This is a genomic window from Serratia sp. BNK-10, assembly GCF_047456065.1.
Lineage (GTDB): Bacteria > Pseudomonadota > Gammaproteobacteria > Enterobacterales > Enterobacteriaceae > Serratia > Serratia ureilytica.
This window is the reverse complement of sequence record NZ_CP179894.1, coordinates 3,071,275-3,086,977: the sequence shown is the minus strand read 5'-3', so window position 1 is coordinate 3,086,977 and position 15,703 is coordinate 3,071,275. Positions and strand designations below refer to the sequence as shown.

Annotated in this window: 10 protein-coding genes, 2 tRNA genes and 1 pseudogene; 4 read left to right on the top strand and 9 right to left on the bottom strand. The window is 56.0% G+C overall.

Annotated features, from left to right (window positions below):
* Nucleotides 1-11: 11 nt before the first annotated feature.
* The 3 genes from ACMGG9_RS14925 to mtfA all read right to left on the bottom strand — a co-directional run bounded on the left by ACMGG9_RS14925 (nucleotide 12) and on the right by mtfA (nucleotide 5,590).
* The gene (locus tag ACMGG9_RS14925; protein ID WP_414161523.1) at nucleotides 12-4,046 is read right to left on the bottom strand and encodes an NACHT domain-containing protein; all 4,035 of its coding nucleotides are present in this window, start codon (nucleotides 4,044-4,046) and stop codon (nucleotides 12-14) included.
* A 568-nt stretch (nucleotides 4,047-4,614) separates the two neighbouring features.
* Nucleotides 4,615-4,690, bottom strand: a tRNA-Asn gene (locus ACMGG9_RS14920).
* 99 nt (nucleotides 4,691-4,789) lie between these two features.
* Nucleotides 4,790-5,590, bottom strand: coding sequence for a DgsA anti-repressor MtfA (mtfA, locus tag ACMGG9_RS14915; RefSeq protein WP_414161522.1), 801 nt, complete (start codon nucleotides 5,588-5,590; stop codon nucleotides 4,790-4,792).
* 92 nt (nucleotides 5,591-5,682) lie between these two features.
* On the opposite strand from mtfA, the gene ACMGG9_RS14910 reads away from it, so the two are divergent.
* A tRNA-Ser gene (locus tag ACMGG9_RS14910) sits at nucleotides 5,683-5,772 on the top strand.
* Nucleotides 5,773-5,884: 112 nt separating this feature from the next.
* On the opposite strand, the gene ACMGG9_RS14905 is transcribed toward ACMGG9_RS14910, so the two are convergent.
* Both ACMGG9_RS14905 and ACMGG9_RS14900 read right to left on the bottom strand, forming a co-directional pair.
* Nucleotides 5,885-7,258: an MFS transporter gene (locus ACMGG9_RS14905; RefSeq protein ID WP_046687396.1), complete on the bottom strand. Its 1,374-nt coding sequence runs from the start codon at nucleotides 7,256-7,258 to the stop codon at nucleotides 5,885-5,887.
* A 256-nt stretch (nucleotides 7,259-7,514) separates the two neighbouring features.
* The gene (locus ACMGG9_RS14900; protein ID WP_033651815.1) at nucleotides 7,515-9,410 is read right to left on the bottom strand and encodes a bifunctional sugar phosphate isomerase/epimerase/4-hydroxyphenylpyruvate dioxygenase family protein; all 1,896 of its coding nucleotides are present in this window, start codon (nucleotides 9,408-9,410) and stop codon (nucleotides 7,515-7,517) included.
* 229 nt (nucleotides 9,411-9,639) lie between these two features.
* Here ACMGG9_RS14900 and pcaH point away from each other — a divergent pair, with 229 nt between their 5' ends.
* From pcaH to ACMGG9_RS14885, 3 genes are read left to right on the top strand one after another with little or no spacing between them, the layout of a single operon-like run.
* Entirely contained in the window at nucleotides 9,640-10,377 is a 738-nt protein-coding gene (pcaH, locus tag ACMGG9_RS14895; RefSeq protein ID WP_016927158.1) for a protocatechuate 3,4-dioxygenase subunit beta, read from the top strand.
* A complete protein-coding gene (gene pcaG / locus ACMGG9_RS14890; protein ID WP_016927159.1) occupies nucleotides 10,377-10,997 on the top strand; it encodes a protocatechuate 3,4-dioxygenase subunit alpha in 621 nt (206 codons plus the stop codon). The genes pcaH and pcaG overlap by 1 nt, the downstream gene beginning before the upstream one ends.
* Before the next feature lie 59 nt (nucleotides 10,998-11,056).
* The gene (locus tag ACMGG9_RS14885; RefSeq protein ID WP_028128141.1) at nucleotides 11,057-11,989 is read left to right on the top strand and encodes a LysR substrate-binding domain-containing protein; all 933 of its coding nucleotides are present in this window, start codon (nucleotides 11,057-11,059) and stop codon (nucleotides 11,987-11,989) included.
* Nucleotides 11,990-11,998: 9 nt separating this feature from the next.
* Here ACMGG9_RS14885 and pcaC read toward each other — a convergent pair whose 3' ends face one another.
* From pcaC to pcaF, 4 genes and pseudogenes are all read right to left on the bottom strand, one after another.
* The gene (gene pcaC / locus ACMGG9_RS14880) at nucleotides 11,999-12,409 is read right to left on the bottom strand and encodes a 4-carboxymuconolactone decarboxylase (RefSeq protein ID WP_223524804.1); all 411 of its coding nucleotides are present in this window, start codon (nucleotides 12,407-12,409) and stop codon (nucleotides 11,999-12,001) included.
* Nucleotides 12,410-13,153: pseudogene (pcaD, locus tag ACMGG9_RS14875) on the bottom strand (3-oxoadipate enol-lactonase); the annotation flags it as partial.
* Entirely contained in the window at nucleotides 13,144-14,493 is a 1,350-nt protein-coding gene (locus ACMGG9_RS14870) for a 3-carboxy-cis,cis-muconate cycloisomerase (RefSeq protein ID WP_033651812.1), read from the bottom strand. The gene ACMGG9_RS14870 and the pseudogene pcaD, both read right to left, overlap by 10 nt.
* 3 nt (nucleotides 14,494-14,496) lie before the next feature.
* The gene (gene pcaF / locus ACMGG9_RS14865; protein ID WP_414161521.1) at nucleotides 14,497-15,699 is read right to left on the bottom strand and encodes a 3-oxoadipyl-CoA thiolase; all 1,203 of its coding nucleotides are present in this window, start codon (nucleotides 15,697-15,699) and stop codon (nucleotides 14,497-14,499) included.
* Nucleotides 15,700-15,703 lie beyond the last annotated feature (4 nt).

Below are 15,703 nucleotides of genomic sequence, written 5' to 3'. Positions count from 1 at the left end.
TGTAACTCATGCTAATTTTTACTGTGCCGAGAGACATCTAAAATGAAAACATCAATTAAACCGCGGAGATCAATTGGCAAGACTGCCTCAATGCTGTTTTTGAGTTCCTGAACGGTTTTGATACCGTGGAGCTTACGGCCTGCAACGGGCTCACTCTCCCCAAACCATATGACGAGAAAGATACCCTGCTGCTCGGCATCTGGATGGATGGAATAACGGTCATAGAGTTGGGCTGAAGCGGCAGAGTATAACTCTCTATGCCACTGGCCTTTGACTTCCGTAACGAGCAGCCGTCTTCTTCCGCCAATCAATTTAGATGCCGTGAAATCACTCCTGTTTTTCCCTTTCAACTGATGTTCAGGTATTATTGATATGCCCTGAGGTTCGAGTTTTAAATTGAGACGTTCAGCAATGATCTCCGTAGACTTTACCTCATCAAGGCGTTCGTTTTTTTCATAAAAGCGATCTGCCGAGTTAAACTCCCCGCCATCAATCGCTTTCTGGAAATCATGAAGCTCCTGAAGAACTAACTGACGCAGGCCTTCAACAGTAACCACTGAATCACAATCCAGATGTTGGACTATTTCATCTGGCGTCGGTGGTTCAAAATCCCTGAGTGTTTTTTTCCTGAGCTGACCAGCATATATACTTTGCAGCTCTTTATGTTGGCTCGTAAAACGTGGATCGGTAAGAAGGCGATCCAGTACAGGTATTGCATTTTCAGGAATATCTGATTCAATTGACCAAATTAAATCAGTCAAAAAACGGTAGGCTTTTTCCTCTTCAGGGCTATCGCTGCTCCAATGACTTGGCAGTTCAACACGCGGCCATTGGTCAAAGAAAGCGTCTAAAATGGCTTCAACCTTAATTGAGGTAAGTTCCGGCCAGGCACTGTGCTCACTCCGATTCATGCGCCCAGAACGTTCATAAAAATGCAGTAAATTATCTTTATTAGATTTTAACCATGCCCAATTAGTAGCTGTAATTTTCTCGAGAAAGTAGAACTCCTGTACCAACCAGAAAATTCGCTTGAGTTCAAAACCCTCATCTTCTGTCGGATTGGGCCAGCCTGATATTATCGCTGAACAACGCTCTGCAATAATCTCTTTTAAATCCTCACGATCGCCGTATTGAGCAGCAATTTCAAAAAGTGTATCTACTGAGTTAAGTGATAAATCAGTAAAACGACGAAGCCATTCAATGGAAAGTTTAGCGCGTGAATGATGAAAGACCTCTTCTCCACTTAACATCCAAATTTCAGGGTGAGGGCATGGCTGAGCCAGTTGGGGTTCAACATACTGTCGGAGATATTTTTCCGCACTTTCACTATCAGGGAAAATGAGGCGATCGATTTCAGTCTGTAGGGCGTCACGTTCTTCCGTCGAAACTGAGTTGTATCCCATGTGAATGTTAGTTCTTAAGGCTGTAAGCAACTCGATATTGACGCATTCAAGGTTGCCTTCTGTACGTAGAGTCTCTAGACAGGCCGCATATAAAACCGTCTCAGAATGCCTGTGTTTAGATTCGCATTGCAGGGCCGCCAGTTCAGGTAGGGTGGGAATCACGGGAGTAATAAAATCCAGACAATTTCGCAACGCAGTCCGAACCAGTTTTTCGTCACCAAACTCTAATTCAATTCTTTCCGGATGCATGAGCACAAGGTCTGCAAAACGAACAAGACACCCCCAGTGACGACCTTGCTCTACAATCTCTCTGTTTTCATTAACGAATTTTATATTTCTAGTGTAGATCTCCCGTCGCTTTCTATCATGACGTTTCCTGCTTCGGCTATGTCTGAACCTCCAGAACTGGTGTTCCTGCTTGGATAATTTCATTGCATTATTGTATCTGGCCCATTCGCGCATAAACGCGGGTTTGGAAAGGGCGTGCTGACGCATTCGTGTCCGCAAGTCATCAGAACCTTGTTCTTCCTTGTTTTTGTAATGTTGATGGTTGACAAGGAAACTTGCCCACAGATCAACGTTATCTGTTCTAAACGCCAGATCGAGGATAAATTTATAGTCATTCCGCCATAAATGAAGGCCTGAGTGTGAGTGCAAGTGTCCGTTGAATTTTTCTACTTTTATGTTGAATATTGCTTTACGATCCGTTAATGACCCGAATACATGAGCAATGATCCCCTGACGAAGCGTGTCATTTTCTCGAAGTATCTGTACCGATTTGCTTTGATCGGGCTGGCATTGATGATGAAAATTGAGATTACCTGTCCATTGCCAGATCCTCACAGGATCAAACGGAGCTTGGGCTAATTCAAAATAGCGATCTACCATTGAACCGACGATCTTACTTATCCCATTGCGACAATCACATTCATAGGATTTTTTCCCACAATGGCAGTAAAGGTTATGGGTTAATTCATCCAGAAGAGATTCGAGAGTATTTTGTGAAAAACAGGAAATGAGCCTCTTAATGAAATAACGAGTTCCTACCACTCTTTCAAATTTTTCTTTGTGGCTTGGATAGAGGTTAGCACAGACTCGTAAGAATCCAGAGAGATATTTTCGGTTGAATTTTTCTGGCCCTACGACTTGAATGAATTTGGCCGAAATATTGAGTGAAATATTACTGGCTTCAAAGATTAAAACGGCTAAAGCACTAATGAAGTAGTATTCTTTTACATTGAGTAAGCATCTGCTTGCTAATGTACGAATATGTTCAGGCTCGCTGGGGTTTAAAATAATTAAGCTCAATTCAGGCATCAACTGGTTATTAACCGGGGAGTCTGCTAGAAGTTCTAAAATTAAGTCACGTAAATGCCCCTCATCGCCCATCGCTAAAAGAGGTTTTATTTCTTCAACAACGTCTTGTGTGAAAAAACCGGCCGCGCTGAACCGTCGCCAGAAATCGCTCCGACGAAAGTAAGGGTCTGCGGCTTCAATCTCTTTAAGTCGATGAAGAAGCTGTCGTTTCGATGTGCGTTCAAGCTGCGATGGATCGCCGTTTGCGAGTACCGCATAGGCGTCAAGCTCAATAATGGCTCTCTGTACCGACCTGTTGCCTAGTGCCGCCATCCATCCTAGCAGACCCCTCAACTCATCTCTGGCAGTACCGTTCGGCGCAATAATTGACAAGCACTTTGTTAAAGTGAGGTCATCCGCAGGATCGGCTATTCGTTTAATGAGATAATCCGCTGCACAGTATTCAGCGACGATCTTGTGGACCGGGCGGTGTTGATCTTCATTATCACCGGGTTTGAAAAGCTGTGTTGACAATATGTCGTAACAGGCAGTACTGCCGTTAAACAACTCTGGCAGCATGGGATACATCCGATTTGCAGTCGTGTCGATGGTGCTGATGCCTTCTGCGCCCGACAACAGAAGTTTGGCATAAACCTCGGCAGAAAATGCAATCTTTTGTGCAACGGAAAGAGATACGGAGGCTTTCGGGATTCCTGGGTTGACTTCCTTGGCCAGTCGTTCGACCGCTAAAGCAAAGATTGAACGTTTGTCAGCAAATCGTCGGTCACTTTCTAAATAGGCATCGGTGAACATTTTCAGAAACTGAGGGTTTGGTAACAACATGTCTAAACTAAACCGAGTGACTTCGGTCTGGAATGCAAAGAAGTCTTCTGCTGGCGCATGGTGCTTAAAGATGGCGTGTTGTTCGTCTAGATCGAATTCTCTCAGTCTCACAATCATAGGGGAGACCCCAAGAAATTTTTCAAAAAAACTGGTGAAAGCCAGTCCCCATTCGCTTGACCTGCTCGACATGATTACGCGATTTGGCTTTGATGTCCTGGCGAGCGCAAGGAGTTTATGGATACCTGATTGATCGATTCTGGCGACTTCATCAACGGCGTCGATTATCAGTGAGCTATTTTCTTTATCTGTTCCCACATAAGCAAATACGCTGGCATTTAAGACAGAGGTGTTCAGTTTCTGAGCGATACTTTTCATCAGCTCTGTTTTCCCGCCGCCGGGTTCTGCTAACACAACAATGTGCGTTGATTCAGCCAGCAACTCTGTCTCTGTGTACGTCCTGTCATTGCGTGTAAAATTACGTTCAAGATAGAAGGTTGAATTCATAGTTACATAGCGCATCATGTTGAATTGGAAAAATATTCAAGCAGAAAAGAAAGCTGTGCCTAGTTTCCTTGCTTCTATCAGAGATAATACGGCATTTTTTCTTTATTGAGGGGCTATTTTATTAACTTCTGGATGAGTTATACAACTCATTGACATGCATCACATTTTGCAATCGTGATATACAGGTAACAGACATCAAGTCTTTCTTATATGGGGGACTTATCTGTGGGATTTCTACTTTCAGTGCTCTGCTTCCAGAACTCCTCACTTGCTGCTACTGGCTAATTGCGACACCATTAAATCAGTTCATACTGACACCTTTTGTTGTTCCCATCATCGGTGGTAGAAACCGGGTTTTACCGTTTCGCATCGATGATGCAAGAACAAAAATGGGCGCTATTCGCTGTGAGCAGCTCAGAACCATTGATATAGAAGCCTTGAACAATGTATACCTCCTGCTATTGTGAATGAAGTGATAAGCCATCCTGAACCGATGTTTTGATGTAATTGATAAACTCAAAAAAGCAAAAAGCCCGCTTAAGTTGCCTTAAGCGGGCTTTTCTAAATATGGCTCCTCTGACTGGACTCGAACCAGTGACATACGGATTAACAGTCCGCCGTTCTACCGACTGAACTACAGAGGAATCGTGTGAACGGGGCGCATCATATCCAGCTGCCCCAGGTGTGTCAACGCTAAATTGCCCCAGGCGGTGCGACTGCTCGGTATCTGAGCAATAAGCCCGTCAATCAGCCCATTGCGCGTCGTTTTCTGCCTGGGCGCGCAGCAGGCGCGCCAGCGGATCCTGGCGGTAGAAGCGGCAAAAGTGCTGATACAGCGCCGGGAAGCGTTCGGCCAGCAGCTCGGGGGCGCTGAAGAAGTACTCCGACAGCACGGCGAAGCACTCGGCCGCATCGGTGGCGGCGTAGGCATCCATGCTGGCGGCCTCTTCGCCGACCATGTCGATCTCGTCCTGCAGGCTTTCCATCGCGGCGTGCAGATCATGTTCCCAGGCGGCCACCTCGCGCAGCGGGATCGGCGGCACGCCGGTGGCGACGCCGCCGTTGCGCATATCCAGCTTGTGTACCGCTTCGTGGATCACCAGATTAAAACCGGAAAGGTCGAAAGAGTCCTGCACGTCTTGCCAGTTGAGCACGATCGGCCCCTGTTCCCAGCTTTGGCCGGACTGCACCAGCGGCCCCGAGTGCACCAGGCCGATCTCGTCCTGCCATTCGTCTTCCACCACGAATGGGGTGGGGTAGAGCAGAATTTCGTTGAAGCCGTCGAGGCACTCCGCGCCCAGCTCCAGCACCGGCAAGGCGAACAGCAGGGCGATGCGCGCCTGCATCTGCGAGGTGAGCTGCAGCCCCTGCAGCGGCACGATGCGCTTTTGCTGCAAAATCTGCCCGGCGACGGCCACCAGCCGCTGCCGCTCTTGCTCATTCAGCGGCGAGAGCAGCGGGATCGCCAGCGCGTCCCGCCACTGTGCCTGGGTATCCGCCTCGGGGTGAGAAGGTTGAGTCGCTTTCCACGGCCATTTAATCATCAGGTTGCTCGTAAAGTCGTCACTTGAACGTTCAGCGGTATGCTAATGCTGTAAAAATGCCGTAAAAGCGGGCATGATAGCAAGCGTTGTCAGGAGAGATGCCGGAGCGGCTGAACGGACCAGTCTCGAAAACTGGAGTAGGGGCAACTCTACCGGGGGTTCAAATCCCCCTCTCTCCGCCATTATTCAATCACTTACGAAAAAATCTTTCAACGATCCCCATCACAGTTAAAGCGCCCCGGCCCTGCAGGCCGACACGCCTTCCCCTTTGTTCTCGATTATTTCCCGACGCAATCAAACATCATTCGAACGCGCATCCAGATAGGCGGCATATTGATGCTCTGTCGCTTGACGCGCCTGATGACGCCGCTTGGCGACGATCATCGCCACCGTCAGCAGGGCGGGAAGCGCCAGGACGGCGAAAATGGTGCTGAAGCTCCAACCGAGCGCCAGCATTTCAGCCCCGGCCAGCGCGCTTAAGATAGCGCCCAAACGGCCGATGCCGTGCATCCAGCTGGAGCCGGTGGCTCGCGCTTCGGTGGGGTAAAAGCTGGCCGACAACGCGTTCATGCCGGTGTTGGCGCCCCCGATGCAGAACCCGATGGCCATCGCGCAGCCGCCCATCAGGAGGGGGTAACCCATCGCCATCCCCATCAGCAGAGTGAACAGCGCCCCCAACCCATAAATCGACGCCAACGCGCGATGCGGTTCGGATCTGTCCATCAACCACCCGGAAAATAGCGACCCTAATGTCCCGCCCGCCTGAAACAGCGCGGTGATGACCGCCGCTTGCGCGATGTTGAAACCGCTGTCTTTAATCAGCAGCGGCAGCCAACTGCCTAAGGTGTAGTACAGAAACAGCGCGCTAAAATACGCGCCCCACAGCATTAAACTGCCGAAGCGGTACCGTGCGCTCACCACCAGTTTAACCGGATGAGTGCAGACCTGGCCCGGCGGGGGCAGAACGACGGTAGAATGTCGAAAATCGCGATCGGGCGCCAGTTTCGCCAGAATGCGCTGAATGCCGCCCTGATCTGCCCGTTTCGCCACCAGGAAACACACCGATTCGGGTAACGCCGCCATCAGCACGGGCGCGAACAGCAGGGGCAAGATCCCGCCGAGCAGCAGCACGGCATGCCAGCCGAAGCGCGGCATCAGCCAGGACGCGGCGAATCCGCCCAAGGCGGCGCCAAAGGTGAAGCCGCAGAAAACCACGGTAATCAAGAAAGCGCGGCGTCGGGCGGGCGCGAACTCCGCCACCAGGGTGCCGACATTCGGCATGGCGGCGCCGAGCCCCAATCCGGTGAGCAGGCGAAATAACATCATCTGCTCCATATTTTGAGAAAACGCCGTCACCAGCGTCCAAACGCCAAAAAAGAATACGCTGTTGATGATGACGACTTTGCGGCCGAATCTGTCTGACAATGGTCCGGATAGCATCGCGCCCAGCGACAGGCCAATCAGCGCCGCGCTGATCACCAGCCCCAGTTCGCGGTTAGTGATTTGCCAATCCGCCTTAAGCTCTGGCGCAATAAATCCCATGATAACGATATCGAATCCATCCAGAGCAATGATGCAAAAGCCGAGCAGCACGATCATCTTTTGCCATTTGCCTAACGGGCGGTCGTCGATCAGCGCCCGAACATTGATTGCGTTGTTTCCCGACATGGAGGTGCCCCCGGTGCAGTAGTTGAGTGTCATCACTATAAGCAGCCCCTGGGTGGACGTTAAACGGCGATAATCGAAAAAATGTGCGTTTATCGGACAATTGAGCCGGCGGTGAGTGACGAGGCAGTGTTAACTTTATGTTATGAAAAGGGATTGCCGTGAGAATGGCGGCGCCGGAGGCCACTGAGAGTGTGAGCGCGATCATTAACCTTTTCAGTAAGATGGAAGAACAGGCGGGCCTTGATGGCCCGCGCGATTAACGCATGGCGGTGAGCCGAACCGGGGCGTTGGCGGCCCCAAAGCCGCGGTAGCCGCCTCGGCGCTCCAGAAGTTCGAAGAAGAAGCGGCCTTTTTCATAGGGCACGGTGTAGACATGCAGCAATTCTCCGCCCTGATCGTCTCGATCGTAGAGCACATTGCCCGCTTGCAGCTGTGAGAGGAAAGCGGGGTCCAGATCGAAACGCGCTCTGAGATCGTGATAGTAGTTATCGGGAATACGCAGCGTTTTTAATCCGCGCGCCTGCGCCGCTTTCACCATGCTGAACAGATCCTCGCAGCCAAAGGCGACGTGCTGCAAGCCTGCGCCCTGATAGGCGGTTAACGCCTGGGCGATTTGCGTTTCCCGGCTCACCGACATATTCAGCGGCAGCCGGATGGCGTCGTTGGGGCTGCGCAGGACGCGGCTGCGAACCAAACCCAGCGGATCGGGCAATTCCCACTCGTTGTCCTGCACAAAACCCGGCACGCTGCGCAGGAACATGATCCAGTTGCCGCTCGATTCATCCGCCAGCGCAATCGCCAGGTGATCGATGCTCTGCAGCGCGGGCGGCGGCGCGCTGCGATGCGTCAGATGAAAATCGGCGTGATAAATATCGTTCTTGGGATCTTCGTCCGCTTCCACCAGATAAATCAGGCTGCCGTCCGGTGCGCACAGCGCGGGGATTTGCCGCTCGTTGGGGCCGGTTTCGCCTTGCCAGATGGCGTACCCGTAGTCTTGCGCCCGTTGCAGTAAACGCGCTACGCCGCGCACCCGCCACGCCACGGCGCACAGGGAAATGCCGTGCAGGTGATAATAGCCGCTGGCTTGGCTTTCCGGCTGGGCATTCAGAATGACATTCACTTTGCCGTTGCGATAGAGGGCGACGCTTTTGGAGCGGTGCTCGCCGGCGTGAACCAATCCCAGCTGCGTCAGCCATTGGCCCATCGCCAGCCCGTCGTTGTGCGAGACGGCAAATTCGATAAACTCCAGCGCCAGCAAGGGCGGATGCGGCTGCGAATGGAATAAGGAACGTTCCATGAGCGAGGCCATGGCGTTGGGCAGCAGAGGCTGTTTGGCCAACCAGTCATAGGTTTGCTCCTCCAGCCACAACAACGATCGGAAACCGTCCTGGGCCGTGGGGAGCACCGGCGAGGCGCGGAAACCATCGTTAAATATCTCCAGCGACCAGGCGCCGCGATAGCCATGCGCGGAAAGTTGGGTCATGAACTGGGTCAGATTCAGCTCCCCCTGGCCGGGGAAGCAGCGGAAATGGCGACTCCAGGCGAGCACATCCATCTTCAACAGCGGGGCGTCCGCCAGTTGGACAAACACGATTTTTTCGGGCGGCACGTCCTCGAGGCCATCGAGGTTATCGCCGCGCGACAGGATATGAAAACTATCGAGAATGATCCCCAACGCCGGATGATCTACGGCCTTCACGCGCGCCCAGGCGTCGCGCCACATATTCACGTGACGTCCCCAGGCCAGCGCTTCATAACCGACAGTAATATCATACTCGGCGGCCAACTCTGCCAACGCGCGCAAATCGCTCACTTGCGTGGCCATGTCTTCGCTGCTGTCGGGCGAGACATTGCTGCAGAGCAGCATGCGAGAACAGCCCAGTTGCTGCATGACTTCGAACTTGCGCGCCGCGCGGGAAAGGTTCTGCGCCAGCGTTTCGCGCGGGCCTCCTTCGAAGTCCCGAAACGGTTGGAACAGTAAAATTTCCAGGCCCAGTTCGGCGCACAATTCACGGATTTCCGCCGGTGAGCCGGGGTAGTAGACCAGATCGTTATCGAAAATTTCGACGCCATCAAAGCCTGCGGCGGCGATAGCCCGCAGTTTTTCCGGCAGCGAACCCGATACCGAGACCGTCGCGATAGAACGTTTCATCATTGCCTCCAGTTAAGCGGTCATGGATGACCTGAAAGCGACCATTCAGCAGCGAGGCGGACCACCGACGGGAATTGAATCATGTTATGGACCAAATGAAATGTTTCGTCAATTCAGAACATTCCATTACTTTTGGTTATATAAAGCGATCGATTTTCTCACTTTACTTTTACATATTGCGCTTCCTACACTCTGACGACATGTACCCTCAAATAATAAGGATACCGGGATGAAAAGTGATTGGATGGCGCGAGAACTGGTGCATCGCGATTACAGTCATCACCCGCCGGCGCTGGCGCCGCTGTATAAAACCAGCGTGCTGCGGTCGCCGCGCAATGCATTAATTTCATTGCAAAACTCGCTGTCTGAACTGACCGCCCCCGTCTTCACGCCAACGGATATCGGCCCGCTGGATCACGATCTGATTCTGAATTACGCCAAAGACGGCTTACCGATCGGCGAGCGGATCATCGTGCATGGATTTGTGCGGGATGCCTTTGGGGCGCCAGTGCGCAACGCCCTGGTCGAGGTATGGCAGGCCAATGCGGGAGGGCGCTATCGTCACAAGAAAGATCAGTATCTGGCGCCTATCGATCCCAACTTTGGCGGCTGCGGCAGGATGCTGACCGACGACAACGGGTATTACTGTTTTCGTACGATCAAGCCGGGCCCGTATCCCTGGCGCAATCAGGTCAGCGACTGGCGTCCGGCGCATATTCACTTCTCGCTCTCCGGCGAGGCGTTCGCGCAGCGCTTGATCACGCAGATGTATTTCGAAGGCGATCCGTTGCTCGTTCGCTGCCCCATCTTGCAGTCGGTAGGCAGTGACGATGCGATGCGCACGCTGATTGCCGAGCTGGATATGCACGCCGCCGTGCCGCTGGACAGCCTGGCTTACCGCTTCGATCTGGTGCTGCGGGGCCATCGAGCCACGTGGTTTGAGAACCGTACACAGGGAGCCGCGTGATGAAAAAATACTTGTCTGAAACGGCCTCGCAAACCGCCGGGCCTTATGTGCACATCGGTTTGGCGCCGCATGCCGCCGGCTTTGATATTTTCGAGCGTAATTTCACCCATGTGTTGACGCAACCGGAGACGCGCGGGGAGCGCATCGTGGTGGAAGGGCATGTCTATGACGGCTCCGGCACGCCGGTTCGAGACGCGCTGGTCGAAGTCTGGCAGGCCAATGCCGCCGGGCGATATCAGCACCCCGCCGACGGCCAGTTGGATAAACCCGACGATCCGGCGTTTCGCGGCTGGGGGCGAACCTGTTCGGATTTCACCAGCGGCCTGTGGCAATTCGAGACGATTAAACCGGGGCGCGTGACGGGGCGCGACGGCCGGTTGATGGCGCCCCATCTCAATCTGTGGATAGTGGCCCGCGGCATCAACATCGGATTGAACACGCGTCTCTACTTTGCCGACGAACAGGCGGCCAATGCCGAAGATCCGGTGTTGAATCTCATCGAGTGGGAAAAACGGCGCAGCACGTTATTGGCGCAAAGGCGGCAGCGCGGGGATCAGACGGTGTACCATTTCGACATCTGGTTACAGGGCGAGAACGAAACCGTTTTTTTTGATATTTGATCCTCCGTTCGCCCTGACAATGAGCTTGCCGCGCCGGCGGCAAGTTAATACTATAAATCATGAACATGACTTCTCGCTTTAGCCAACGCATCCGCCTTCGTCATCTGCACGCCTTTGTCGCTACCGCGCAACAGGGGACGTTGGTGCGCGCCGCACAGCAATTGGGCATCACGCAGCCCGCGCTCTCTAAAACGCTCAACGAACTGGAAAGCCTGGCCGGCGAGCGCCTTTTTTCGCGCAATCGGCAGGGGGCGGAACTGACCGCCGCCGGAACGCGTTTCCTGCAGGATGCCAGCCGCGTTTTGGATGCGCTGAATGTGTTGGGGCGCACGCTTGCCTCGGACAGCGAGGCGCTGCCGGCGCCGCTGCATATCGGCGCGCTGCCCACCACGCTGGTGAGCCTGGTCGCGCCGGTCGTGGTGGGGTTGCAGCAGCAATCCCCCGGCTGGCGCATGCAGGTTACGACGCTGGCCAACGATGCGCTGATGATGGCGGTGAGATCGGGGCAATTAACGTTAGGCATCGGGCGCATGTCAGACCCCTCCCGCATGGAGGGGCTCAACTTCGAGCTGCTGTACCATGAAACGCTGCGGCTGGTGGTTGCGCCTCATCATCCGCTGTTGCATTCGGATGTCTCGCTGGCGGAGGCGTTGAGCTGGCCATTGGTGCTCTCCCCGCGGGGTACGGTGCCGCGTCAGAATGCGGAGGCGCTCATTGTCAGCCACGGGCTGGCGGTGCCGGAAGGGTGCGTCGAGACGTTGTCGGTTACGCTGGCGCGCTGCCTGACGCTACAGTATGGCTATGTGTGGCTGGTGCCTTACGGCGCGGTGCGTGACGACTTGTTCAGCAATCACCTGCGTGCGCTGCCGTTGCCTACCCAGGGCATGGCCGAGCCGCTGGGCATCATTACCCGGCAAGAGGCGCTCTCGTCCCCTGAGCAGCAGCGCCTGATTGCTGCGCTGCGCCAAAGGGTACTGGATGTGCCGGTATAACCGCGTCTTCTAGTCGTCCGATCGCCGCCCGGCGTCGTGTTCGGCAAAGACGGACTGCGCCAGATGAAAAGCGGCGTTCGAGGCGGGTAAGCCGCAGTAAAGCGCCGCATGCATCAGAACTTCTTTGATCTCTTCACGCGTGACGCCGTTATTGAAGGCGGCCCGGATATGCATTTTCAGCTCAGCTTCGCGATTCAAGGCGATCAGCATCGCGATGGTGATCAGGCTGCGAGTATGGCGCGACAAGCCCGGACGCGTCCATATTTCTCCCCAGGCGTAGCGAGTGATGAAATGCTGAAACTCCTCGTTGAGCGGCGACAGCGCCGCGAGGGTATTATCGACATGCTCATCGCCCAACACCGCTCTGCGCACCGTCAGGCCTTGCTGATAACGTTGCCGCTGCGTGAGCTGCTCATCCAAAAAGGCCCCGAACGCGCGGTTAAATGCCCGCCAGGCTTCGATGCTGGACAGGTGGGCGGCGGGCAGGATGACGCATTGCGCGTCGGGAATGCCTGCCGCCAAGGCTTTTGCATCGTCGACAGTCGTTACCGCATCCTCATGTCCGGCGATAACCAGCGTCGGAACGCGGATGCCTGCCAGCTCGGCGCGTAAATCGGCGGTCGCCAGCGCGTCGCAGCAAGCGGCATAGCCCTCGGGATCGCAGGCGGTGAGCTGTTGCACGACGGTTTGCACCTTGACGGGGGCGGATTGGCAAAATGCCGGGGTGAACCAGCGCGCTGCCGCGCCATCGCTGACGGCGGACATGCCGCACTGGCGCACCTGCGCGGCGCGTTCTCGCCAATGCTCCGTCACCCCGATTTTCGCGGCGCTATTGGCGATCGTCAGCGTCAGCAAGCGATCGGCATGAAAGCGCGCCAGCCATAACCCCGTCAGCCCCCCCATGGAGATGCCGCAGAAATGCACCCGATCAATCGCCAGAGTGTCCAGCAGGGACAGCACCTGTTCGCCCAGTCGCGCCAGCGAGCCGGGCCGTTCATCGGGCGCAGAGTCGCCGTGGCCGGCAACGTCGTAGCGCAGAATGCGATAGTGGGCGATGAACGCGTCGCGCTGCGGCTGCCACATTGATAATGAGGTGCCCAGCGAGTTGCCAAACAGAATAACCGGGGCGTTTTCAGGCCCCTCAAGGACATAATTCAACATGATTGCTCCCTTTCGGCCATCGCCAGGACTTGTTGAATGAAACGCTGCGTGCTGCCGGTGGCATTGGCCGGATCGAGCAAGGTTTCCAGGGTTTCCCGGCTGAGTCGGGAAGAGACTTCCGCATCGGCGCACAGAAGGGTTAACAGGGGTTGCTGGGTGGCCAGGGCTTGCCGGCAGCACCGTTCTATATGATGGTGCGCCTGTTGACGGCCGAGGGTGGGGGCCAAGGCCAGGGTAACCGATTCAGCCATGATCAGCCCTTGCGTCAGCGCCAGATTGCGCCTCATCGCCGCTTCATGCACCTCCAGACCGTTAATGAGATCCAGACTTTGCGCCAATGCCGCCCCGCTCAGCACCAGGAGCTGCGGCAGGCTTTGCCACTCGGCCTGCCAGCCGCCCAGCGCGCGTTCGTGCTCCTGCACCAGGCCGGCATACAATCCGGACATCAACGCAGGCAGACGGTTGGCCGCGCTGAGGATGGCGGCGCAAAGTACCGGATTGCGCTTATGCGGCATCGTGGAGGAGCCGCCGCGTCCGGGGGCCGACGGTTCGCTGATTTCAGCGACTTCGGTCTGCATCAACAAAGACATGTCGCGCGCCAGCTTGCCGAGCGAGCCCGTCAGGCCGGCATACCAACTCGCCAGCTCCAACAACCGATCGCGTTGGGTATGCCACGGCGTGGCGCTGCGCGGCAGGGCCAGCGCTTGCGCCAGCGCCCGCTCAACGCGCTCGCCCTGTTCGCCGAGCGAGGCGAGCGTGCCGGCCGCGCCGCCGAATTGCAACGCGAGCACGCGTGGCCGCATTTCAGCCAGACGAGCCCGATAGCGCAGCAAGGCGTCCAGCGTGCCGGCCAGCTTCAGCCCCAGCGTCGTTGGCAAAGCGTGTTGCAGCCAGGTGCGGCCCACCATTAACGTTGCGCTATGGCGCCGGCATTGCGCCGTCAGCGCCGCAATCAGCTGATTGAGCAGCGCGTCGGTTTTATCGAGCGCGCTGCGCAGTTGCAGCATCAGCCCGCTGTCAATCGCATCCTGACTGGTCGCCCCCCAGTGAACGAAACGCGCCGCTTCCGGTGAGGTTTGCGCCACCAACGCCGTCAATTGTTTGACGAGGGGAATGGCTAAATTGCCCGCCAATCCGGCGGACTGCGTCAGCGCGGCGGCGTCGAGCTTTTCCGCCTGGCAGTGGCTGCGTATGATCCGCGCGGACGCGTCATCGATAATCCCTGCAGACGCCAGGGCCTGCGCCAGGCCGGCTTCGAAATCAAGCATGCCCTGCAGCAGCGCCGTGTCGCTGAAGCAGGGCGTTAATGGCGAAGCCATAAACATTGCGCTATAGAGAGACATTCGTTATATCCGTTCCAGAATCAAGGCGACGCCTTGCCCGACACCGACGCACATGGTGCACAGGGCAAAACGCCCGCCGGTGCGCCGCAGTTGATAAGCGGCGGTCATGGCCAACCTGCCGCCGGATGCCCCCAGGGGATGCCCCAGCGCGATAGCGCCGCCGTTAGGGTTGACCCGTTCCGCGTCATCCGGCAGTCCCAGGGCGCGCGTCACGGCCAGCGCCTGGGCGGCAAAGGCTTCATTCAACTCGATGACGTCCATTTGCGCCAGGCTCAAACCGGTTTGCGCCAGCACTTTGCGGACTGCGGGAACCGGCCCGTAACCCATGATGCGCGGCTCTACGCCGCAGGCGGACATGCCGACCACACGCGCCAGCGGGGCGAGTCCATACTGCACCGCCGCGCGTTCGCTGGCAATGAGCAGGGCGCTGGCCCCGTCGTTGATGCCCGAGGCGTTGCCGGCGGTGACGCTCCCCTCGGGGCGCACGACGCCTTTCAGGGCGGACAGCGCGGCCAAAGAAGTGCTGCGGGGATGTTCGTCGCGAACCAGGCTGAGCGGCTCGCCTTTGCGTTGCGGAATGCTGACGGCGATCAGTTCCTCATCAAACAGGCCCAGCTCCTGAGCGCGGGCGGTGCGCTGTTGGCTGCGCAATGCAAAGGCGTCTTGATCGGCGCGGCTGACGGCGAAATCGCGAGCCACATTTTCGGCGGTTTCAGGCATGGTTTCGACACCGAACTGCGCGCGCATTTGCGGGTTGATAAAGCGCCATCCCATCGTCGTATCTTCCATTTTCAGCGATCGGCTGAAGGCGCTGTCCGCTTTGCCGGTGACAAAGGGCGCGCGCGACATGCTTTCCACGCCGCCCGAAATGATGACCTCCGCTTCGCCGCATTTAATGGCGCGCGCCGCCATGCCTACCGCGTCCAATCCCGAACCGCACAGGCGATTGAGGGTGGTGCCCGGCACGGTGTGGGGCAATCCGGCCAACAGCAGCGCCATTCGCGCCACGTTGCGGTTGTCTTCACCGGCTTGGTTGGCGCACCCCAGAATAACGTCATCAATGGCGTGGGGATCCAACTGCGGCAGTCGGGCAAGCAGCGCCTTCAGGGGCAGAGCGGCCAAATCGTCGGCGCGCAGCGCGGATAATGCGCCGCCGTAACGGCCGAATGGCGTACGAACGGCATCGCAGATAAAAGCCTGTTGCATGGCG

What these genes read in the sequence shown, in the direction of transcription:
- ACMGG9_RS14885 (WP_028128141.1), top strand. Translation starts at nt 11,057, where the DNA reads ATGAACATGACTTCTCGCTTTAGCCAACGCATCCGCCTTCGTCATCTG.
- ACMGG9_RS14900 (WP_033651815.1), bottom strand. Translation starts at nt 9,410, where the DNA reads ATGAAACGTTCTATCGCGACGGTCTCGGTATCGGGTTCGCTGCCGGAA.
- pcaH (WP_016927158.1), top strand. Translation starts at nt 9,640, where the DNA reads ATGAAAAGTGATTGGATGGCGCGAGAACTGGTGCATCGCGATTACAGT.
- pcaF (WP_414161521.1), bottom strand. Translation starts at nt 15,699, where the DNA reads ATGCAACAGGCTTTTATCTGCGATGCCGTTCGTACGCCATTCGGCCGT.
- ACMGG9_RS14870 (WP_033651812.1), bottom strand. Translation starts at nt 14,493, where the DNA reads ATGTCTCTCTATAGCGCAATGTTTATGGCTTCGCCATTAACGCCCTGC.
- ACMGG9_RS14925 (WP_414161523.1), bottom strand. Translation starts at nt 4,046, where the DNA reads ATGAATTCAACCTTCTATCTTGAACGTAATTTTACACGCAATGACAGG.
- mtfA (WP_414161522.1), bottom strand. Translation starts at nt 5,590, where the DNA reads ATGATTAAATGGCCGTGGAAAGCGACTCAACCTTCTCACCCCGAGGCG.
- pcaG (WP_016927159.1), top strand. Translation starts at nt 10,377, where the DNA reads ATGAAAAAATACTTGTCTGAAACGGCCTCGCAAACCGCCGGGCCTTAT.
- ACMGG9_RS14905 (WP_046687396.1), bottom strand. Translation starts at nt 7,258, where the DNA reads ATGTCGGGAAACAACGCAATCAATGTTCGGGCGCTGATCGACGACCGC.